Below are 20,795 nucleotides of genomic sequence, written 5' to 3'. Positions count from 1 at the left end.
TTAATGATTAAAACTAAACTCACATTATGGATAAAAAAATGGCTATGCAAGCACGTTGTGTATTACAGCGATAAGCCATACAACTTTGTATTAAACGCCCAGCAGCAATTTAGTTTAGTGGCGCAAAATCAGCCTGTAAAAACGCCTTGGGTGCAAATTGTTGGCCGTAAACATTACACCGAGCAAAGCGAAAACTACCCGCTAACAAATAAAAAAGAGCTTAAAAATATAATAAAAATAAACAACCAAAGCCTTGCCAGCGAGCAGCAACAACGCAGTGCTTATAACATTAACCCCTTAGGGGTTGATCAAAGCAAAGTAACGTACTGGCGTTTTTTAAGCTTACCCGCGGCATGGTTAAACCTGCCTGAAAGCTTATTACTTAGCAACATAGTAAAGGCCGATCACGTGGTGCACAGTAACGCGTTTTCGGCCATGTTTGTCACTGGGCATCAACACAACGTATGCTCGGCATTAGCCAGCCCGCTTATTAACACCCCAGAGCGTTTTGCCAGCATGTTTGGTGTACCTTGCAAGCACGTTATTAATATTGACGACCCTGAACACTTTGCCCAAACGCTTATTGCGGGGCTTAAAGCGCAGCCGTTAACCCAGTTGGCAACATTTTTTAGCGCCCCAACGTCAGTTATTAATAAAGCGCAAATAAAAAAAACCAGCCTAATCGCTATTGCAATATGTGTTGCTTATGCGGGTTTAACCAGTGCGTATTTAGGCTATAAAAGCCATAGTTTAAACACACAGCTTGCGCAAAACAAAAGCAGCGTAAACCAAGCGTTAAACACCCTTGAGCAATTTGAGGCCACCACCGAGCAATTAAACACCTTGCAAGGATTTGTGCAAAACCAGCAACTAGCAAGCTCGCTATTTTTTGTATTGCAGCAATTATTTGCCAGCGCCGAGCTTAGTAATATTCGCTTTGAAGAGGGCCGTTACATACTGCGCGGTACAGCTAATAAAGCCACCGACGCGCTACAAATTATACTTAATAACCCGCGGGTTAATAATGCCAAGTTTGACTTTCCCTCGCGTAAAGAGCGCCGTGGTGAGAGTTTTGTTATTAGCTTTACCCTAAACACCGCGCAAGATCAACGCATACCAACAGCCACTCACACCAACAGTGAGGGCAAATAACCATGCTTGACCTAAAACAGCCTAAACACCAACTCGCGCTTATTGCACTGGTATTACTCATTACCCTAAAGTTTATAGTAATGCCCATAATAGAGTGGCAAAACACCCAGCTAGCACAGCTTGCTAACCTAGAAAAACGCGCCGCTAAATCGCAAAATGTCATTGCTAATCAAAGCCAAATTACCCAAAGCCAGCAACGCATAAACGCCCAGTTAAGCGCTATAAATAGCTTGTTTGTAAACCCCCAGCGCGAGGGCGAATTTAAACTGGCTATGCAGCAACAGCTAGAGCAAACCATTGCCAGTAACCAACTACAAATAAACACCAGTAGCTGGTTGCCAAGTATTGCGGTGGCTAATAACCAATTAATGCGCCACCAATTGCGGTTAAATATTAAAGGTAAAATGCACGACTTTATTAACTTAATTACCCACCTTGAAAGCCAAACGCCAAAGGCCGAGCTTAAAAGTTTAAATATAAATTTAAAAGGGCAAAACACCAACAGCCTAGGCCAAGTAGAGGGCACCATAGAACTGGCCTTTTACATGCACCCAGCCCAAAGTAAAGCGGAGGCACCATGAACAAACTAATGCTAGGCATTATTGTCATAGTGCTGTTGGTGCTTATTAGCGACTTTACCAGCCGCTTTGTACAAAATAAGCCACCAGCAAATAACAGCTTTAACGCGCAAACCAACAACGCCCAGCCGTTACCGCTTTTATCAGGCAGTGCCAAAGCGCAATTAAACACGCTGTTTAGCCAATATACACAGCCAGTGCAGCCAGAAACTGCCCCCGCCGAGCAAGGCTTAAGTGCCGCACAGCAAGCGGCGCAAAGCGGCGAGCTACTCAGTGTATTTGCCGGCAACCTTGAGCTTAAATTAAAAGCGGTGATATACAGCGCCACACCGTATGCACTTATTGAGCAAAAAAATGTAAACACCCAGCAAACCGAACTAGTAAAATACACCAGCTCGCAAAGCGTACAGGGGTATACCTTAACTATATTGTCAAACACGCAAGTTGCACTGAGCAAAAATAAGCAGCAAATTACCTTGGTAATGTACCAACGTGGTTAAAGGCTAAATACACAATTATTGGCACGGAAACACTATGAAACACAGTAAAACACTTATTTTAGGCTTATTGGCAAGTGGCGTATTGGCCGGTTGTAATACCACGCAAAATGGCTTATCGCCATCGCCCTCGTACTTGCAAAAAAAAGCCCCTGTAAATGTAGTTGCAAGCGAAGAGCCCCAATCAACTAGCCCCGGCACTAATAAAACCGCGGCGCAGCAAGGCATAACATACCTTGAGCCAATAGCGCGCTACAGTGCAAGCCAAGGGCAACAGCAAGACCTAGCCTTACAGTTTAGCAATACCGAAACCGTTAAACTCACCGCCGACAGCCTGCTAGTAAAAGACTACCTGCACTACGTATTTGGCGAGCTATTAAAAGTAAGCTACATACTGGGCGACAAATTAAACAACAGCGAAGCGCAAGTAACCCTTAACTTGCAAGACCCACTAAGCAAACGTAAATTATTTACCCTAAGCCAACAAATGCTGCAAGAGCGTAATATAGCCATACGCCACCAAGACGACATGTTTTACATACACAGCATAGAAGAGGGCGGCAGTGGTAATTTAGCCTTTGGCTATGGCGCAAGTGCCGCTAATGTGCCCGCAACCACCGCCGACATAATGCAAATGGTGCCGCTAAAATTTGGCCAGCAAGGGCAATTAAGTTTAGTGCTGCCCTCTATTGCGCGGGTCCAATACATACCCGCAGGCAGCCAAAACGCGTTTATGTTAAAAGGCAAACAAAGTGAAATAACCAAAGCGCTAGAATTTGTAAAACTACTCGATCAGCCCGCCTTTAGCGACCGCGCCATAGGCATATACAAAGCCATATTTGTCACCGCAGACGAAATAAAACAAAAACTCCCTGAGCTCCTTAAGCAAGAAGGCATAAGCACAGCCACCAGTGGCACAGGCAGTGCCGTGTCGTTGGTAAGCCTAGATCGCACCGGTAATATTGTGTTTTTTGCGCCAAACCAACAAATTATAAACCGCATAAATTTTTGGCTAAAACAAATAGACCAACCACTTAGCGGCAGTGAGCGCCAATACTTTGTGTACCAGCCGCAGTTTTCGCGCGCCGCCGATTTAGGCGACAGCCTAAAAACCTTAATAGATGGCAGCGGGGCGGGCAGTGCATTAACCAATAACACCTCGGCGGCCAGCCAAAACAAACAAGCAGGCAGTAATCGCAGGCAAAGTAGCACCAGTGCCGCCAGCAACGACGACATGAAATTGGTGGTTGATGAGCGCGCCAACAGCCTTATTTTTTACACCGCAGGCACCACCTACCAGCAAATGCTGCCACTTATAAAGCAGCTTGATATTATGCCCAAGCAAGTGGTGCTTGAAATGATGATAGCCGAAGTTACTTTAACCGATGAGTTTAAACAAGGGGTAGAATTTGCCTTAACCAACCGAGGCGCCAACGTGCAAGGCGGGTTTAACCTAGAAAATAACGCCGACGGCTTGTCGTATTTGCTCTCGGGGGCATCGGGCGAGCTGGCATTTAACTTATTGCAAAAAAATACCTATGTTAATGTGCTATCGCGCCCAAGCCTTGCCGTGCGCGACGGCGTAGCCGCAAGTATAGTTGTGGGTAACCGCATACCCATAGTGGGCGATATAATAACCGACCCAGTTAATGGCTCGCGCACCTCAGTAGAATACCTAGAAACCGGTATTAATTTGCAAGTCACCCCCACGGTAAACGCCCAAGGGGTAGTGTTAATGCAAATAACCCAATCTATTAGCAACCAAGCTAACAGCAGCGGCGCCGAGGGTAACCCCATTATTTTTGAACGCTCATTACAAACCGAGGTTATAGCCGGTAACGGCCAAACCATTATGCTAGGCGGGCTTATAAGCGAAAACAGCACCTTAAGCGACCGCCGCGTGCCGTTTTTTTCAAGTATACCGCTGCTTGGCCGCTTATTTGACGGCACCGACAACAATACCGCCAAAACCGAACTGGTGGTGCTGGTAACGCCACGCATAGTAGACTCCACCGCCGAGTGGGAAAGCATATACAACCAGTTTAAACAAGGCATGAGCGAGCTTAAATTGACGGATTAATGTTTAATTTTTAATGTTGAATGTTGAATGTTTAATTAAAAATTTACAATTAAAAATTAACAAAAACAATGCTTTTTCATTATTGTTTTTTTAGGTGGGGTTATTAAACGCGCATCGCGTGTTTTAACGCTTTTGTTGTATTTACAGTTGTTTACATAATTTGCAACCAATAAACAGCCAGCTACGTATGCAACTAACTGTTATATAATAAGTAAATAATTTAACATGCACTGCTTTTGCTTTTAAGTTATTGATTTATAAAACCTTAAAAAACTTGCTGGCAGTGTAATAAAGCGGTAACATAATTGCAGTAAGTTTAAATACGTTAATTGCTTGACAATAAACTAACAATGTTTAGACTAACTCATGGTTTAACTAGTAGTCACTTAGGTGACGGCCTATGGTGCATAGTTAACCAAAAAAATACATAAGGGAACAATGACAGTTCCTGTTTCATGAAACTTGGAGAACAAAAAATGTTTAAAAAAACACTTCTAGCCCTAGCGCTAACAGGCCTTGCTGGTACAGCAACAGCGGCGACAATCCCTGATGCAAATACTAAATACTCATCTGAAGGTATTTCTAAACTTGCTTTATTTGATCTTGCTAGTGTTGTAGCAACATCTGAACTTACTGCTGGTAACTTTTACCAAGCTGGCGACAAGGTATCTTTTACTTTCCCTAACGATACTTTTGCAATTGGTACAACTGCATCATTAGCTATCACGGGTGTCTCTGCTGGTGCCGCCAATCTAAAGGCAAAAGCAAATAGCGAAGTATTTTCTAATGGCAATACAGTAACATTCACACTTGAAAGTGACGTTGGTGCTGAAGCTGTCGGTGCAGGTTCTACTTTTACTTTAACAGGTATAAAGCTTTCTACAGATAATTTGAAGGCAGGCGGTAAAGTAACAGCTACTTTTAATGCAATTTCTACTGTCACTAGTGGTTCATTTGATTCCACTAAAGCTGCTTCAGTGCTTGCAGAGCCGGCAGAACAATACAAAGTGTCAGTAGCTTCTGCTAGTTTACTAAATGGTGTTGTTGATGTATCTAAAGGTCGCCTCGTTTTTGATGATACAGTTACAGGTACTAAACCAACAGATAAGCTTACAATCACAGTGACAGATAATGAAGCCACTACAGAGTCAGACGCTACTGCTGTTTCTGTATCTCACAAAATCAACGGTAACTTTAGCTTTTTAGATGTTGACGGTAACGGCGAGCTAAGCGCTGCTGAAAAAGCTGCTGTCACAGTATCTTCTCTAGGTGCTTCTGTTTCAGGCCAAGGTGTTGCATTTGCTGAGGATTTCCAATCAATCACTATTACTGACGTTGCTGAAGGCGGAACTCCTGCTTTTTCTGGAAGTGTTGCTGTAGATTTCGAAATTGATGGCGAAACAGTAATCCCTACACAAACGTTTACTGTTGATTCAGTAATAACGTACAAAGCAAATGGCGATACAGCTAATTCTACTAAATCAGTAAGCAACTATGCTGGTGAGTGGAAGTTAAACTCTTACGCAGATACTACATCAACATTTGTACCATTTGGTAGTAACTATGCGCACTCAATCACTGTAACAAACAAAGGTACAGTTGAAGGTGATATCAGTGTAGAAATTACTGCTAATGGCATTACTAAGTCAAAATCTTTAGGTGTTGACGCTAAAGCTAAAGCAGTTACTAACGTAGGTAAAGAAGTAGCTGCATACGCAACAGAGTTAGGTCTGACTGATACTAACGCTGCAATTAAGATAATTGTTGATGCACCAAAAGGTAATATTAAAACAGACGTAGTATACTTCTCTAAAGCTGACAAAGACCGCGTTAAAACACGTTAATTAGCATTTGCTAATTACCCGTTTACCGGTTAATAAAAAGCGAGCCTAGGCTCGCTTTTTTTGTTTGCCCAGCGAAGCTGGCAAACCCGTCAGGTTGAAAGAAATCTGAATCACCCTGACTAAGGGGAAGATAATCTGAATGGCAAGGGCGTCACTGGCCAACGGTGGGGTCTGAAGGAAGCCATAAGAAGTTAGAGGTACACAACTAACCGTAACCTGTTTCGGCAGCATTGGTGGGTCAGCGTGCAAAATAGCGCAACGCCCTATACTTAGTCAGACCAATGCTGTGCTTGAGGGTGGAATTTCTAACAGGGAGCCAGCACAGTAACTGGGGAAGCCTGGCATCTAAACTTAGTGTAAATAAGTGGCCTAAACTCAAGGGGAAACCCAAGGTTTAACGTCGGTGTGAGGTGGCAGATGAACCCGTAGTAGTGAGTAAGGCTAGGCCGATGAAAGCCAGTAATGGTGTGGAGGGCAAAACCAAGCCGACTATCAGCAGCGTGTCTGATAGGGTCAATTTAAATCAAAAGTTTTAATTGATTGCGAAGGGGGGAAGTATTCTTTAAGAGTATGAAAATCAGGAATATCGACGTATAGGTTCACATGTATTTCGACGGAAATAGGCAAGAGATGACGGCTAAGCAGGAATGTGGACGCTGAGAATTAAAGGCCGAGCACGGGAGTAATGATTGACCACTTAGGCAGATTGCCACTGGGCTAGCACACCTAATGTCATCATGAAGGACACCACTATACATCAATGTGAAACGACAGACATACCGCAAGCAAAGGCAATTGATGACAGTTTACTACAGCTTGTATGGGCAATTATTAGATATTAATAACCTGTACAAGGGATTCAAAAAAGTGAAAGCAGCAAAAGGAGCCGCCGGAATAGATGGGCAGTTCATAGCCGCGTTCGCCTTGAATTTAGAAGAAAACTTGAAACAACTGCAACGTGAACTGCAGAGCAAGCAGTATCGCGCGCAGCCGGTCAAACGGATAGAAATACCGAAAGACGATGGCGGCGTGAGATTGCTGGGCATTCCAACAGTTCGCGATCGCATAGTACAACAAGCGCTATTGAACATTCTCCAACCGATCTTCGACATCGACTTTCACCCATCAAGTTATGGGTACAGGCCGAAACGAAGCTGCCATGATGCCATCAGCAAAGCCACGGTATTTATTCGTAAATATCAGCGTGAGTGGGTGGTTGATATGGATCTGTCGAAGTGCTTTGACCTGTTAGACCACGATTTAATTATTAGCAGCGTCAAACGTAAAGTGACAGACGGTAGCATTTTAAAGCTGCTCAATCAGTTTTTAAAAAGTGGGGTAATGATAGGCAATCACTGGGAAGCGAGTGAGGTAGGGAGTCCACAAGGAGGGGTTATTAGTCCATTGTTGGCGAATATCTACCTAGATGCGTTCGATCAAGAAATGAAAAAGCGAAATCACAGAATAGTGAGGTACGCCGACGACATTTTGATCTTATGCTGCACAGAAAAAGCAGCGAAACATGCACTCACTGTAGCAACTCAGATACTGGAGAAAGACTTGAAGTTAACAGTCAATCAAAAGAAAACCCATATAGCGCATAGCAGTGAAGGGGTAAAATTTTTGGGAGTGGAGATAGGATGTAATTGGACATGGATCCAAGGGTCAAAACTCAAAGGCTTCAAACAAAAAGTTAAACGATTAACAAAACGAAATAGCGGCATGAACTTAGTTGAAATAATAAAAAGACTAAACCCAGTGGTGCGTGGTTTTGTAAATTATTTCAGTATAGCCAATTGTAAACGAGCATTAACTCAGCTGGCGGGGTGGTTAAGACGCCGATTAAGGGCCATTCAGTTAAGGTTGTGGAAAAATCCAGCGAGATTGCATAAACGACTAAAACAATTAGGGAAAAAGCCGCCATTTAAGTTTATGAAAATGAACTCATGGCGAAACTCCCTAAGTCCATTATCGAGTGTAGCAATGCCAAACCAATGGTTTGAAGAGCTAGGTTTATATTCAATGGAAAAAGTAAGTACAGGATGGCTTGCTCAATCGGCGTTTAGTAAATAAGCCGAAGGGATAGAAGAATACAGGAGCCGTATACGAGGTCCGTACGTACGGTTCTGTGAGAGGGATGAGGCAAAAGCCTCACCCTACTCGATATAATTTTTAATTATTAATTTTTAATTTTTAATTATTAATTTTTAATGTTTAATGTTTAATTCAAAATTCAAAATTCAAAAAACGCCTCACACTCAAATGTAAAGAGTGAAGTGATAAGGGTAAAGGGTAAAAACACCTCACACTTATCTAATGTTTAATTTTAAATGCTAAATTTTTAATTAAAAATTCAAAAAAACACCTCAAAATTAAAAATTAAAAATTAAAAATTAAAAATTAAAAATTAACTCATTCTTTGCTACACTTCCCCACCTTAATTTTTAACGAGTGTATGTTGTGAAATACCCCATTGTTAAGCCTTTTTTACCTAAAAACCATGACTACACAGCCCAAATTGATGCAATATTTCAGCGTAATTGGTTGACCAATAATGGCCCGTGTTTGCAGCAACTTGAGCAGCAGTTGGCTGAATATTTAAATGTTGAGCATTTACTACTCGTTGCCAATGGCACCTTAGCTTTGCAAGTCGCCTTTGCAGCGCTTGATATTGATGCTAAAAACAAAAGCTGCGTACTTACCACGCCATTTTCGTTTGCTGCTACCGCCAGCTCTTTGTGTTTTGCGGGTATTACCCCCGAATTTATAGATATAGACCCAACCACGTATAACATAAATATAGCCAACGCCAGTGACGAGCAATTAAACCGTGCCAGTGCCATTGTGGGGGTGCATGTATTTGGTAACCCCTGTGATGTTGTTAATATTGAACAGGTTGCTAATAGGCATAACCTCAAAGTAATTTACGATGCCGCGCATGCGTTTGCTAGTAATGTTAACGGCCAAAGCGTACTGCAATATGGCGATGCCGCTACGCTGAGTTTGCATGCCACTAAGTTGTTTCATAGTGTGGAGGGGGGCGCGGTAATTTTTAAGCACAAAGCCGATTATTTAAAAGCAAAACAACTGATTAATTTTGGCTTTGACGCGCAGCAATTTCCTGAATTTGTGGGTATTAATGCAAAAATGAGCGAAATGCACGCGGCTATGGGGTTGTGTGTATTTAAACATATTGACCACATTACCACATGGCGCAGCCAGTTAGTTAAGCGTTACACACAGTTGCTAGCGCCCGTTAAAGCGCTGCAATTACAAGCTTGGCACGCTGAGGGGGCTAACAATGGCGCCTATATGCCGGTGGTATTTAAAACGCAAGACACGTTGTTAAAAGTACAAGCCGCACTGAGTAATGTAGGGGTGCAAACCCGCCGCTATTTTTACCCCAGTTTAAGCCAAGTGCCTGCCTATGGTATGCATGGTAATACACCCATAGGAAACAGTATAAGCGAGCGGGTTTTATGCCTGCCTATGTTTACTGATTTAACACTTGAGGGGGTTGATGAAATATGCCAGCACCTTATTGCGGCAATTAATAGTCACGCTTAATGCACACAATCATTACCAAGGAGTGAATAATGGCACTATATACAGCGCAAGCCTTACGTGATTTAGGGTTTTTACATGTAGGGCGTAATGTACGTATTTCAGCTAAGGCCTCTTTTTATGGCGCGGCGGCGATTAGCATTGGTGACAATGTGCGTATAGATGATTTTTGCGTTATTAGTGCAGGCGAGGGCGGCATTAATATAGGCAGCCATGTGCATATTGCGGTGTACAGCTCAATTATTGGTGCAGGTAAAGTAACCATAAATGATTTTTGTAATATTTCATCGCGGGTGGCTATTTACAGCTCAAGCGACGATTATAGCGGCGAGCACTTAACTAACCCCACCATCAATAGCGAATTTACGGCTGTTGAGCATGCACCCGTTACACTAAATAAACACGTAATAGTGGGTGCTAGCAGTGTAATTTTGCCCAATGTTACCCTAGGTGAAGGTGTGGCTGTGGGCGCGCTGACCTTAGTTAACCGTAATTTAGCACCGTGGGGTATTTACGCAGGGCAGCCGGCTAAATTTATAAAACCACGCACCAAACAACTACTTAATTTAGTGCCCGCATTTATAAAAAAATACAACAGTGAGCAACCATGAGTAAAGTGATTCATGTATTTGATGACACCCCTCATCATTATATAAATATGCAGCAGTTTTTTACTCAGCAATGTAAGCCACGCTGTGAACAGGCATTTTGGGTTAAATCGGCTACGCCAGTAACGGGGTTTACTCAGTATAAAAATAACCATGAGCTATTTGAATTATTAAATGCACTGGATAGTGTTGACCATGTGGTGTTTCATGGTTTGTTTGATATGCACACCTGGAAAAAACTACTGTTTAACCCAGTAATTAAACGCAGTAGCTGCGTGCTTTGGGGGGCAGAGTTGTACCGCCATACAAAAGCGGGTAGAACCCTTAAGCAGCGTATAGTGCATGTTTTACATGCGCTAGTGATTAACCGCTTTGCACAGGTGTTTGCGCTAAACCAAGGGGATGCGCAGTTAGCACAAAAAGTATTTAAACGTAAACATGTAGCGGTTTTACCTTACCCGCTTATTGGTATGCAAGTAACTAAACCCGATTGCACACAAGTAGGTGAACAACAGCCGGTTAAAATACTGGTGGGTAACTCTGCATCACCTAGTAACAACCACATTGATGCGCTTAATAAATTGGCGCATTTAGCCGATGACAACATAGAAATAATTTTGCCCCTTAACTACGCCGGTGAGCCTAACTACATTGAGCGCGTAATTAACCATGCAAATGGTTTATTTAAAAACAAGGTCAATGCTATTACCACTATGTTGAGTAAAACCCAGTACGATGCCTTATTAAATGACGTGAGCATGACGGTGTTTGCGCAGCAGCGACAGCAAGGATTGTATGTTGCATACGCCATGTTTTTAATGGGTAAACCATTATTTTTACTTGGCAGTACCTCAAGCTACCGTGATTTAACTGCTTTGGGGTTTAAATTATATAAAACAGATATGTTAGCGACTATGCGCTTTAGTGAGATGGCTGCTTTAACGCATGCGTTTAATAGTAATAATGCTGATTTAATGCAGCAACATTTTACCGAAGCGGCACTTGCGCCAAAGTGGTGCAAAACACTAGAGTCATTGTTTTAAGTATTAACGAGTTGTGTTTTTTAAGTAAGGTAGGCCAAGGTTACTAATGCAAACCCTAAAAAGTAAAACAACAACAGGTTTAAAGTGGAGTGCAATAGAGCGATTAGCCACGCAAGCTATACAGCTAATTGTAATGCTACTATTAGCTAAGTTTTTGGGCCCTGAAGCCTTTGGCTTAATTGGTATGTTGGCTGTGTTTATTGCAATAAGCCAAGTATTTGTTGACAGCGGTATGAGCTCTGCACTTATTAGAAAACAAACGCCTACGGAGTGTGATTTTACGACGGCGTTTATGTTTAATGTGGCTATTGCGTGTACATGTTACTGTGCTTTGTTTTTTAGTGCCCCTTTAATTGCTGATTTTTATGAGCAAAGCGAGTTAACTAATTTACTTAGGGTGCTGGGCTTTGCGGTGATTATTAACTCATTTACGCTTGTACAGCGCGCAAAGTTGTCAATTGAGATGGACTTCAAAACGTTGGCTATTGCTTCTTTAGTTGCCGTTTTTTTTAGTACTTGCCTGGCCTTGTATTTAGCCTATTTAAATATGGGAGTATGGGCGTTGGTGGGGCAAACATTAAGTTTTTCACTGCTAAGCGGTGTTTTACTGAGTATTTTAAAACCATGGAAGCCTAAACGGGGCTTTTCGTTTAGCTCTTTTAGAGAACTATTTGGCTTTGGCTCAAAATTATTACTCGCGGGGCTAATTGACACTGTATATAGAAATATTTATCAGTTAATTATTGGTAAGCAATTTACGGCATCTGACGTGGGTCATTTTACGCAAGCTGATCAGTTAACTAAAATGCCAGTGACCACTTTAACTATGGTAATACAGCGTGTTACTTACCCTATGCTAAGTAGTATTCAAAATGATATTAAGCGCTTAGACGATACATATATATTAACCTTGCGGTTTGCTGCTTTAGTTATTTTTCCTTTAATGTTTGGGCTTGCCGTAATTGCTGATGTGCTTATACCCGCTTTATTAGGCAGTGCCTGGGGCCCCTCTGCGGTTTATGTGTCGATTTTAGCGTTGGGGTTGGTGTTGTACCCTGTGCATGCAATTAATTTAAATTATTTACAGGTTAAAGGGCGAACTGACTTATTTTTAAAGCTTGAGATAATAAAAAAAATGATTACCACGGTCATACTTTTTATTAGCGTACCTTATGGTATTAAAGGGATTTGTATAGGTATTGTTGTTCAATCGTATATTGCTTTGTTTATTAATACTTACTATAACGGGCAGCTAAGTGAGTTGTCGTTATTAAGGCAGCTTAAAGCGTTAGTTCCGTTATTTTTGCTAAGTTTAATAAGCTGTGTAAGCGCTGCGTTTTTTGCTTATATTGTTAATCTATCGGCTTGGTTTAATATAGTATTTACCATTGTGGTTGCAATGCTTTTATATATTACAGGTGTTAGGTTATTTCAAAACGATTTATATCAATATGTTTTGGGTATTGTTAAAGCAAGAGTACCCTAACTATTTAATGTAAGTATTAGTAAGCGCAGGCTAGAAAGTACGCTTGAATTTTGCGATAATCTTGCGCTAATTTGCCCTTAAGTGGCTATAAACAGGTTAAAGGCTTTTTAATGAAAACTATTGTTGTTACCGGTGGGGCGGGCTTTATTGGCAGTGCTGTTATACGTTTTTTAATAAACGAGACGCCCCATAGTGTTATTAACTTAGATAAACTCACTTATGCGGGTAACTTAGCGTCGTTGACAACCATAGATAAAAACCAGCGCTATACCTTTGAACAAGTTGATATTTGTGACCGCGCTGAGCTTAAACGGGTATTTAATACCTACACCCCCGACATTGTAATGCACCTAGCGGCGGAGTCCCATGTTGACCGTTCGATTACCGGGCCCAGTGATTTTATACACACCAATATTGTAGGCACGTATACGCTATTAGAAGCCGCCCGTGAGTATTGGAGTGAGTTAGACCAAGCCACTAAACAGGCCTTTAGATTTCATCATATCTCTACTGATGAAGTGTATGGTGACTTGCCACACCCTTCTGATAATGATGAATGTTTAATTTTGAATGATGAATTGAATGATGAATTGAGTGGTGATGAATTAAACATTAAAAATTCAACATTAAACATTAAAAATTTACCCCTCTTTACTGAACAAACAGCTTATGCGCCAAGTAGCCCTTATTCTGCCAGTAAAGCGGCGAGCGATCATTTAGTACGTGCTTGGCATCGTACTTATGGTTTACCTGTGGTTATTACTAATTGCTCTAATAATTATGGGCCTTACCATTTTCCTGAAAAGTTAATACCGCTGGTTATTTTAAATGCGCTTGCAGGTAAGCCGTTACCTATTTATGGCAAAGGGGATCAAATTCGCGATTGGCTTTATGTAGAAGACCACGCCCGTGCACTTTATAAAGTGGCTACTGAGGGTAAAGTGGGCGAAACCTACAATATAGGCGGCCATAACGAAAAAACCAACCTTGAAGTGGTACACACTATTTGTGAAATACTTGATGAGTTAGTACCGAGTGAAGCGAGAGGTGTAAAGTGTAAAGATGGAGCGCCCCTAACAACCTACTCTTCTCTCATTACGTATGTAGCTGATCGTCCTGGACACGATAGACGCTATGCTATCGATGCATCAAAGATGGCAAATGAACTTAATTGGCAGCCACAAGAAACGTTTGAATCAGGTATTAATAAAACCATTAACTGGTATTTAGATAATTTAGATTGGTGTGAGAAGGTGAAGGGTTAATTGTGAATGTTGAATGTTGAATGTTTAATTCAAAATTCAAAATTAAAAATTAAAAATTAAAAAAAGTGGGTGTTTTTATGGCTAAGCAAAATGTGGTGTTAGATAAAAGTTTTTTATTTTCCGTGCGTATTGTTAAGCTGTACAAATATTTAGTGAAAGAGCACAAGGAGTATGTGTTATCTAAGCAGTTACTTCGCAGTGGTACGTCTATTGGTGCTAATGTAAACGAGGCGCAGGCTGCGCAAAGTAAAGCAGATTTTATTGCTAAAATGAGTATTGCTAGTAAAGAGGCGCGTGAAACCCAGTACTGGATTAATTTGTTAATTGAAACAGATTATTTAAACAGTGAAGAGGTATATGTGCAAAGCTTGTTAGAGCAGAGCAATGAATTAGCTAAACTGGTAACAAGCATAGTAAAAACGACACAAGGCTTTTGAAATTATGAATTATGAATTATGAATTATGAATTCAAAATTAAACATTTAGCATTAAAAATTAACTAGTCGCATTTAAAATTCAACATTTAAAATTAAAAATTAAAAAACAAAACCTATGGCTCATTCAAAATTAAGCACTAAAAATTCATCATTACGCAGTACCAAGGGTATTATCCTCGCCGGTGGCAGTGGTTCTAGGTTGCACCCAATTACTGTTGGTGTGTCTAAGCAAATACTACCAATTTATGATAAACCTATGATTTATTACCCGCTATCTGTGCTTATGCTTGCGGGTATTAAAGATATTTTAATAATTACCACACCGCATGATCAGTCGCAATTTCAAACCTTACTAGGTGATGGGAGTAATTTTGGGGTTAATTTAAGTTATGCAATTCAAGAAAAACCAGAAGGGTTAGCGCAGGCTTTTATTATTGGTGAAGACTTTATTGGCCAAGATTCGGTGTGTTTAATTTTAGGCGATAACATTTTTTACGGTGCTAATTTTTCACCTAAATTAAAGGCAATGGCAAAAATAGAGCATGGTGCGTGTGTGTTTGCTTATCAAGTTAACGATCCTGAGCGTTTTGGTGTGGTGGAAGTTGATGAGCATTTTAACGGTATTTCAATAGAAGAAAAACCGGTGAAACCTAAGTCTAATTATGCGGTAACAGGGCTGTATTTTTATGATAACTCAGTCATTGAAAAAGCCAAAAAAGTTAAACCTTCAGCGCGTGGCGAATTAGAAATAACTGCGATTAACCAAGCTTATCTAGATGAGGCAACGTTAAAAGTTGAGGTGCTAGGGCGTGGGTTTGCGTGGCTCGATACAGGAACGCATGACAGCTTAATGGAAGCTGCATTATTTGTACAAACCGTAGAAAAGCGCCAAGGCTTTAAAATTGCGTGTTTACAAGAAATTGCTTATTCGCAAGGATGGCTTACAAAAGAATCATTGATAGAGCAAGGTGAAGCACTTAAAAAAACAGGTTATGGTCAATATCTTTTGAAGCTTGCTATGGGCTCGTAAACATTATTAACTGTTTATTTTAGTTATAAACTATCTAGCTGATTATACGTCTCCAACAGCTTTTAAATTCTATTACACTTAGGTTTTTCATGAATAAATTAGTTACCGTTATTATACCGACTTATAAGCGCGCACATGCTTTACCTAAGGCGATAGAAAGTGTAAAAAATCAGTCATACGAAGAATGGGAGATTATTATTGTCGATGATAATCCTCCGCTCAGTGATGACCGAGAATTTACAGCTAACGTTATGTCAAAATATAATGATAATGCCCAAATTAAGTATATTTGTCATAGTGAAAACAAAGGTGCGTGCCAAGCTAGAAATACAGGCTTAGAAGCGGCTAAAGGGGATTATATAGCCTTTTTAGATGATGATGACCTGTGGATTGAAACAAAGCTTGATAAGCAGGTGTCTGCCTTAAACTCTAGTGGCGCAGATATTTGTTATTCTGATATGTATCAAGAATATAAAGGGTTAAGACGTTATTTTACCTGTGTAGATGACAAGAATTTATATACATCGTTGCTTAAACAAGGTTTTGGTATTTGTACGTCTGCGTTACTTATTTCAACCCAGGCAATACGTGCTATTAATGGCTTTGATGTCAGCTTACCTAGTATGCAAGATTACGATTTACTTTTACGATTATCTAAAAAATATAGTGCTATTCGTATTGCTGAGCCCCTAATTACTTATCAATTAGCTGATGATGGTATTTCGTGTAACCCTGTTAATAAAGCAAACGGGCATCGTGCGATTATTAATAAGCACCAAGAAGAGTATAAACGTTTAGCGCTGTATAGAGGTTTGGCGCGTCAATTCGAAAGTTTAGCCGATTTTGAGCTAAGAAGTGGAAACCGACTCAATGCAATAAAACATTACTTTAAAGCGCTGAGGTTTTGTTTTACCTCACCACGTGTATTTGCAAAACTTGTTGCAGGCACGATACTGGGCAAAACGCCCCTTGAATATTATTTAATTAAACGCTTAGAGCATCAATCAACACGTATTGAGCGTGATGTGTAATAACATTGCTTGCTTATAAAAATAACTTAACGTGGATTGGTAATGCAAAAATTAATGAAAGTGTTGTTTTTATCCAATATGGGGCCCAGTAGCAATAAACCTAATTCTGGGCGCTTTATTTTTAATCAGTATTTAAGTTTAAAACAACAGGCTGAATGCGATATTGATTTTTATTACTTAGATCAAGAAGACAAAAAAGGCCTTGCCAAGGTGTTGCGTTACCCTTTGTTTTTTGTTCGCTTTATTTTTATGTATGTTTTTGCGCGTGATAAGTGCGACATTGTTCATGTTCACTTTTACTTCCCAAATATATTACTAGCCATTGCCTATAAGCTTTTACGTAATTGGCAAGTTAAAATTGTGGTTACTTTTCATGGTAGTGATATTTATTTATATACGCCACCAAGCTTTTTATATAAAGCCTGTACAGGTTTTGTAGATAAATATATTTTTGTTAGCGAAAAACTTAAACAACGGTTTTTTAAACCTGTTAAGAGTGTGGTTTTAAGTGCTGGGGTAAGTGATGTTTTTTATCAGCAACAAGCTAAGAGTAAACATAATAAGTTTGATTTAATATTCGTTGGCCATTTAGATAAAAATAAAGGGATAAAAAGGCTAGAAGACGTTTTAATTAACTTTCCCTCTAAATTGCGTATTGCTATTGTTGGTAAGGGCGAACAGGGGTTTATAGCGCGAGCACAAGCTAATAAGAATGTAAGCGTTACCCACTTTCCAAGCTTAACACCTGAGCAGTTGGTAACAATTTATAACGAAAGTAAACTGCTAATTAACTTATCATATAATGAATCGTTTGGCTTGGTAATGAGCGAGGCAATGGCGTGTGGCACGCCTGTGCTTGCAACAGAAACCGACGGTGCAAGCGTTCAAATAAAAAGTGGTATTAATGGTTTTTTAATTGCTAATGATGACACGAGCGTTAGTACTGACGTTATAAAAACCATACAGCATGTGATGAGCATGCCCCAAAATGATTATGACTATTTGAGTGAGTATGCGGTTAAATCGGCGCAGCAGTATCGTTTATCGTTAATTACTCAAGAAATTTCTAAAATTTATAAAACGCTACGGCTGGGCGCAATTAATGACTAATAAAGTAAATATAGGCGGTGTTAATATAGTTGCGTGCCCATCAATTAACGAATTAATTGGCACCTCTATTTTAAATTCAGGTGGTGTTATTGCTGGTATGGCTATTGCCGTTAACCCCGAAAAAATAATAGCGGCAAAGAATGACCCTAATCTGATGGCTATTTTGCAAAATGCAACACTGTGTTACCCCGATGGATTTGGGGTCTCTTATGTTATGTCTAAACGTTTAGGTAGCAAAGTGGCCAGAATACCAGGGTGTGAACTTTGGGAGCACTTAATGGCGCGCTCTGTAGAGAAAAAAATACCAGTATATTTATTAGGTGCTACACAAGATACTGTAGTGCAAACACATGAGAAGCTAAGTGCGTTAGGCGTTAATGTAGTTGGCTTTAAAAATGGTTACTTTACTAAAGAGCAACAACAATTAGTGATTGATGAGATTGTTGGCTCGGGTGCAAAAATAGTGAGCGTAGCTTTAGGCTCTCCTCGTCAGGAGTTGTTTATTTTTGAATGTATGAAACAAGCCCCTCACACCTTCTTTATGGGAGTGGGGGGAACCTATGATGTTTTTACGGGAAATGTTAAACGCGCGCCAAAAGCATTTAGAGCAGTAAATTTAGAGTGGTTGTATCGATTGTTATCTCAGCCATCTCGTTTATTTCGCCAAAGTAACTTATTAAAATATATATATTTTTACTTAACGAAAAAATTATAGGTTTTCGTTTTTACTCAGTATGTTCGCAATATAAACATAAACTTACTATAATGCCATGCGCTAAATACTACTGAAATTTTATTTAATGTTTTTGTGGGCTCTTTAATTATTGATTGGCTGAGCAAACTATATACGGATGTAATATTAATGACTAATGAATCTTCTTCCTACACTGCTGATGAGATCAAACTTTCTCATTTGTTTGAGATACTGTGGAACTATAAAATTTTTATTGTTTTATTTGTTTTTGTCTTTTCGGCTGTTACCGTGTTTTATACATTAAATATGCCTGATGAATATACCGCAGAGGGCATGTATATGCCTAAAAGCGACGATGCCTCGGGAGGGTTATCAAAATTGGCTGGGCAATTTGGTGGTTTGGCAAGCTTAGCAGGTGTAGACGTACCAGGCTCTGAAAGTAAAACGGAAGTTGCACTTGAACTATTGCATTCTCGTGCATTTTTACAAGACTTTATTGCTCGTCATGATTTGGTTGCACCGTTGTTTGCTGCTTCAGGTTGGAATGAAGACAAAAATGAGCTTGTTTATAATACTGATATTTACGACCCTGCAAGCGGGAATTGGACACGGGATGTACCTGCTAATAAAAGTATTGAACCTACTCCTTGGGAAGTTTATGAGCGCCTTAAAGAACGCATTCATATTGTGCACGATCCTAAGAAAAATATGGTAAAGATATCATTGACCTATTATTCACCCCACATGGCAACTGAGTGGTTAACACTTTTAGTAAAAGACACTAATAATTTTTGGAAACAAAAAAAATTAGCTGAAAGTAAGCGCTATATTGAGTTGTTATCAGATAAAGTGGGTGAGATATATTTATCTGAAATAAAGGATGTTTTTTATGGCATTATTGCAGAGCAAACAAAAACAAATTTATTGACACAAGCAACCGAAGAATCAATGTTTGAAACAGTTGCAGAAGTAGTTTTACCTGAAAGTAAATCGGCACCGAGTAGGGCTTTATTATGCATAGTTGGTTTTGTTTTTAGTACTTTTTTTGCGTGTGTTATTTCATTGTTTTTAGGAATAAATAAAAAGCGAGAGCAGCTTTACGGTCATTTATAACAATGAAATACAGCTTTGTATTAGGTAGCTATCGTTACTTTTGGTCTCAGTTAGCCATATTAATGATGGCTTTGTATTTATTAACGGATATGTTATCTGGCTTTTCGATTATTTATTTAGGATTAGATATAAAGGCATCTTTCATTTATAAAATACCTTTATTTGTTTTAATTCTATTTTTAATTGCTAGCTTTAATGCCGTTTTATTTTGTCGGTTGCTACTGTTAGTAATAATAATATTTATTGGTCCATTTTTTAAGTTTTATGAGCATGGGAAATTAGAATATTTTATTTTCGATTTTTCTTCAGCTATTAAAATACTAACCCCTATTTGTATATTTTTTCTTTATAGAGAGTGGTCAAAACATACTCCGGAATTAGCCCTTACTAGTGCGCATACTATTTTAAAGTATGGTTTTTTTATCCTAAGTATTAATTTTATTTTTGGTGCATTAGGTTTTGGTAAAAGTACTTATGTAACAGGTGATGATGCAGGTATAGGCTCAACCGGTTTTATTATGGCTGGTAATGAAGTCGGTGGGGTTTTTGTGGTTGCATATGCCTACATGCTGCATATTTTTTGGAATAAAAGAACAAAAAAAGAATATATTTTACTTTCGTTGTTTACACTCTTTTGTGCCGTAACTATTACAACTAAAACAGCTATTCTTGCTGCTGTATTGGTGATTTTTTTGATTCCAATTGTCAATGAAAGAGGGCGCCTTTACAAAGTAACCTTGTTAAAACTTCAAATGTTTACTCCTTTGCTAATTATTTTTGTAGCGGGTGTTATTTTAGTGGCTGAGATTTTGCACACGCTTGGCTTGTATGAACGCATGATGCACGCATATAACCAAACGGATGTTCTCACTACGCTTTTGTCTGGCAGAAATATTTATGTAAAAGATTCACTTAGTTTAGTGTTTGCTAATAGTGGGCTTATTGAACAAGTGTTTGGCCATGGTATAGCGCTTTCTTATCACACTGACAAAGCAGGCATAACAGAGGTGGATAGTGTTGATATATTTATTTCTTTTGGTTTATTTAGTTTGTTAATAGTATTTAGCTTTTATATTTATGTGCTTATTAAGGCGCATAAGCAAACTATACAAAACCGTAATTTTTTTGCTCCATTTGTTTTTTTATCAAGTTTTATATTGTTATTGCTATCGCAGCTTAGTGGTCATATTTGGTCATCAGGCACCATAGGCATTTTAATGGGGGTTATGTTTGGCAGCCTTCATGTGCGAAATTTCCGTTAAC

The 20,795-nt window shown here is 39.6% G+C and carries 18 protein-coding genes; all 18 read left to right on the top strand.

From position 1 onward, the window contains the following. Positions 1–3: 3 nt before the first annotated feature. The 18 genes from AC6H44_RS13035 to AC6H44_RS12950 all read left to right on the top strand — a co-directional run bounded on the left by AC6H44_RS13035 (position 4) and on the right by AC6H44_RS12950 (position 20,794). Positions 4–1,152: a hypothetical protein gene (locus tag AC6H44_RS13035; RefSeq protein ID WP_500735999.1), complete on the top strand. Its 1,149-nt coding sequence runs from the start codon at positions 4–6 to the stop codon at positions 1,150–1,152. A gap of 2 nt (positions 1,153–1,154) precedes the next feature. Beyond that, positions 1,155–1,733: a GspMb/PilO family protein gene (locus AC6H44_RS13030; RefSeq protein WP_500735998.1), complete on the top strand. Its 579-nt coding sequence runs from the start codon at positions 1,155–1,157 to the stop codon at positions 1,731–1,733. After that, positions 1,730–2,230, top strand: a complete 501-nt coding sequence (locus AC6H44_RS13025) for a hypothetical protein (RefSeq protein ID WP_500735997.1) — start codon at positions 1,730–1,732, stop codon at positions 2,228–2,230. Before AC6H44_RS13030 ends, AC6H44_RS13025 begins: the two co-directional genes overlap by 4 nt. Positions 2,231–2,264: 34 nt before the next feature. Beyond that, positions 2,265–4,307 (top strand): secretin GspD/PilQ domain-containing protein, encoded by a 2,043-nt coding sequence (locus AC6H44_RS13020; RefSeq protein WP_500735996.1) that lies wholly within the window; start codon positions 2,265–2,267, stop codon positions 4,305–4,307. 476 nt (positions 4,308–4,783) lie between these two features. Further along, positions 4,784–6,151 (top strand): Slr4 family S-layer protein, encoded by a 1,368-nt coding sequence (locus AC6H44_RS13015; RefSeq protein ID WP_500735994.1) that lies wholly within the window; start codon positions 4,784–4,786, stop codon positions 6,149–6,151. A gap of 798 nt (positions 6,152–6,949) precedes the next feature. Next, entirely contained in the window at positions 6,950–8,224 is a 1,275-nt protein-coding gene (gene ltrA, locus AC6H44_RS13010) for a group II intron reverse transcriptase/maturase (RefSeq protein WP_500735645.1), read from the top strand. A gap of 387 nt (positions 8,225–8,611) precedes the next feature. Beyond that, positions 8,612–9,718, top strand: coding sequence for a DegT/DnrJ/EryC1/StrS family aminotransferase (locus tag AC6H44_RS13005; RefSeq protein WP_500735993.1), 1,107 nt, complete (start codon positions 8,612–8,614; stop codon positions 9,716–9,718). A 29-nt stretch (positions 9,719–9,747) separates the two neighbouring features. After that, positions 9,748–10,326: an acyltransferase gene (locus AC6H44_RS13000; protein WP_500735992.1), complete on the top strand. Its 579-nt coding sequence runs from the start codon at positions 9,748–9,750 to the stop codon at positions 10,324–10,326. Beyond that, the gene (locus AC6H44_RS12995; protein WP_500735990.1) at positions 10,323–11,366 is read left to right on the top strand and encodes a TDP-N-acetylfucosamine:lipid II N-acetylfucosaminyltransferase family protein; all 1,044 of its coding nucleotides are present in this window, start codon (positions 10,323–10,325) and stop codon (positions 11,364–11,366) included. Before AC6H44_RS13000 ends, AC6H44_RS12995 begins: the two co-directional genes overlap by 4 nt. A 46-nt stretch (positions 11,367–11,412) precedes the next feature. Next, positions 11,413–12,852 (top strand): lipopolysaccharide biosynthesis protein, encoded by a 1,440-nt coding sequence (locus AC6H44_RS12990; RefSeq protein WP_500735988.1) that lies wholly within the window; start codon positions 11,413–11,415, stop codon positions 12,850–12,852. A 110-nt stretch (positions 12,853–12,962) separates the two neighbouring features. After that, complete coding sequence (locus tag AC6H44_RS12985) at positions 12,963–14,117, top strand: dTDP-glucose 4,6-dehydratase (RefSeq protein WP_500735986.1); 1,155 nt, start codon at positions 12,963–12,965, stop codon at positions 14,115–14,117. A 77-nt stretch (positions 14,118–14,194) separates the two neighbouring features. Next, positions 14,195–14,554, top strand: coding sequence for a four helix bundle protein (locus AC6H44_RS12980; protein ID WP_500735985.1), 360 nt, complete (start codon positions 14,195–14,197; stop codon positions 14,552–14,554). A gap of 115 nt (positions 14,555–14,669) precedes the next feature. Beyond that, positions 14,670–15,584 carry a glucose-1-phosphate thymidylyltransferase RfbA gene (gene rfbA / locus AC6H44_RS12975; RefSeq protein WP_500735984.1) on the top strand — a complete coding sequence of 305 codons (915 nt, stop codon included), beginning with the start codon at positions 14,670–14,672 and terminating at the stop codon, positions 15,582–15,584. A gap of 89 nt (positions 15,585–15,673) precedes the next feature. Beyond that, positions 15,674–16,615, top strand: a complete 942-nt coding sequence (locus tag AC6H44_RS12970) for a glycosyltransferase family 2 protein (protein ID WP_500735982.1) — start codon at positions 15,674–15,676, stop codon at positions 16,613–16,615. Positions 16,616–16,657: 42 nt separating this feature from the next. Next, the gene (locus AC6H44_RS12965) at positions 16,658–17,725 is read left to right on the top strand and encodes a glycosyltransferase family 4 protein (RefSeq protein ID WP_500735981.1); all 1,068 of its coding nucleotides are present in this window, start codon (positions 16,658–16,660) and stop codon (positions 17,723–17,725) included. After that, positions 17,718–18,440 (top strand): WecB/TagA/CpsF family glycosyltransferase, encoded by a 723-nt coding sequence (locus AC6H44_RS12960; RefSeq protein ID WP_500735980.1) that lies wholly within the window; start codon positions 17,718–17,720, stop codon positions 18,438–18,440. Before AC6H44_RS12965 ends, AC6H44_RS12960 begins: the two co-directional genes overlap by 8 nt. A 147-nt stretch (positions 18,441–18,587) precedes the next feature. After that, positions 18,588–19,532: a Wzz/FepE/Etk N-terminal domain-containing protein gene (locus AC6H44_RS12955; RefSeq protein WP_500735979.1), complete on the top strand. Its 945-nt coding sequence runs from the start codon at positions 18,588–18,590 to the stop codon at positions 19,530–19,532. 2 nt (positions 19,533–19,534) lie between these two features. Then, positions 19,535–20,794, top strand: coding sequence for a hypothetical protein (locus AC6H44_RS12950; protein WP_500735977.1), 1,260 nt, complete (start codon positions 19,535–19,537; stop codon positions 20,792–20,794). Position 20,795 lies beyond the last annotated feature (1 nt).

This window comes from Pseudoalteromonas sp. TAP-3C, assembly GCF_059888565.1.
This window is presented reverse-complemented; position numbering and strand designations above follow the sequence as displayed.

Coding starts and splice junctions, on each gene's coding strand:
- AC6H44_RS13015 (WP_500735994.1), top strand. CDS start 4,784: ATGTTTAAAAAAACACTTCTAGCCCTAGCGCTAACAGGCCTTGCTGGT.
- AC6H44_RS12995 (WP_500735990.1), top strand. CDS start 10,323: ATGAGTAAAGTGATTCATGTATTTGATGACACCCCTCATCATTATATA.
- AC6H44_RS12985 (WP_500735986.1), top strand. CDS start 12,963: ATGAAAACTATTGTTGTTACCGGTGGGGCGGGCTTTATTGGCAGTGCT.
- AC6H44_RS12990 (WP_500735988.1), top strand. CDS start 11,413: ATGCAAACCCTAAAAAGTAAAACAACAACAGGTTTAAAGTGGAGTGCA.
- AC6H44_RS12950 (WP_500735977.1), top strand. CDS start 19,535: ATGAAATACAGCTTTGTATTAGGTAGCTATCGTTACTTTTGGTCTCAG.
- AC6H44_RS13000 (WP_500735992.1), top strand. CDS start 9,748: ATGGCACTATATACAGCGCAAGCCTTACGTGATTTAGGGTTTTTACAT.
- AC6H44_RS12965 (WP_500735981.1), top strand. CDS start 16,658: ATGCAAAAATTAATGAAAGTGTTGTTTTTATCCAATATGGGGCCCAGT.
- AC6H44_RS13035 (WP_500735999.1), top strand. CDS start 4: ATGATTAAAACTAAACTCACATTATGGATAAAAAAATGGCTATGCAAG.
- AC6H44_RS13020 (WP_500735996.1), top strand. CDS start 2,265: ATGAAACACAGTAAAACACTTATTTTAGGCTTATTGGCAAGTGGCGTA.
- rfbA (WP_500735984.1), top strand. CDS start 14,670: ATGGCTCATTCAAAATTAAGCACTAAAAATTCATCATTACGCAGTACC.
- AC6H44_RS12960 (WP_500735980.1), top strand. CDS start 17,718: ATGACTAATAAAGTAAATATAGGCGGTGTTAATATAGTTGCGTGCCCA.
- AC6H44_RS13030 (WP_500735998.1), top strand. CDS start 1,155: ATGCTTGACCTAAAACAGCCTAAACACCAACTCGCGCTTATTGCACTG.
- AC6H44_RS13025 (WP_500735997.1), top strand. CDS start 1,730: ATGAACAAACTAATGCTAGGCATTATTGTCATAGTGCTGTTGGTGCTT.
- AC6H44_RS12980 (WP_500735985.1), top strand. CDS start 14,195: ATGGCTAAGCAAAATGTGGTGTTAGATAAAAGTTTTTTATTTTCCGTG.
- AC6H44_RS12955 (WP_500735979.1), top strand. CDS start 18,588: ATGACTAATGAATCTTCTTCCTACACTGCTGATGAGATCAAACTTTCT.
- ltrA (WP_500735645.1), top strand. CDS start 6,950: ATGACAGTTTACTACAGCTTGTATGGGCAATTATTAGATATTAATAAC.
- AC6H44_RS12970 (WP_500735982.1), top strand. CDS start 15,674: ATGAATAAATTAGTTACCGTTATTATACCGACTTATAAGCGCGCACAT.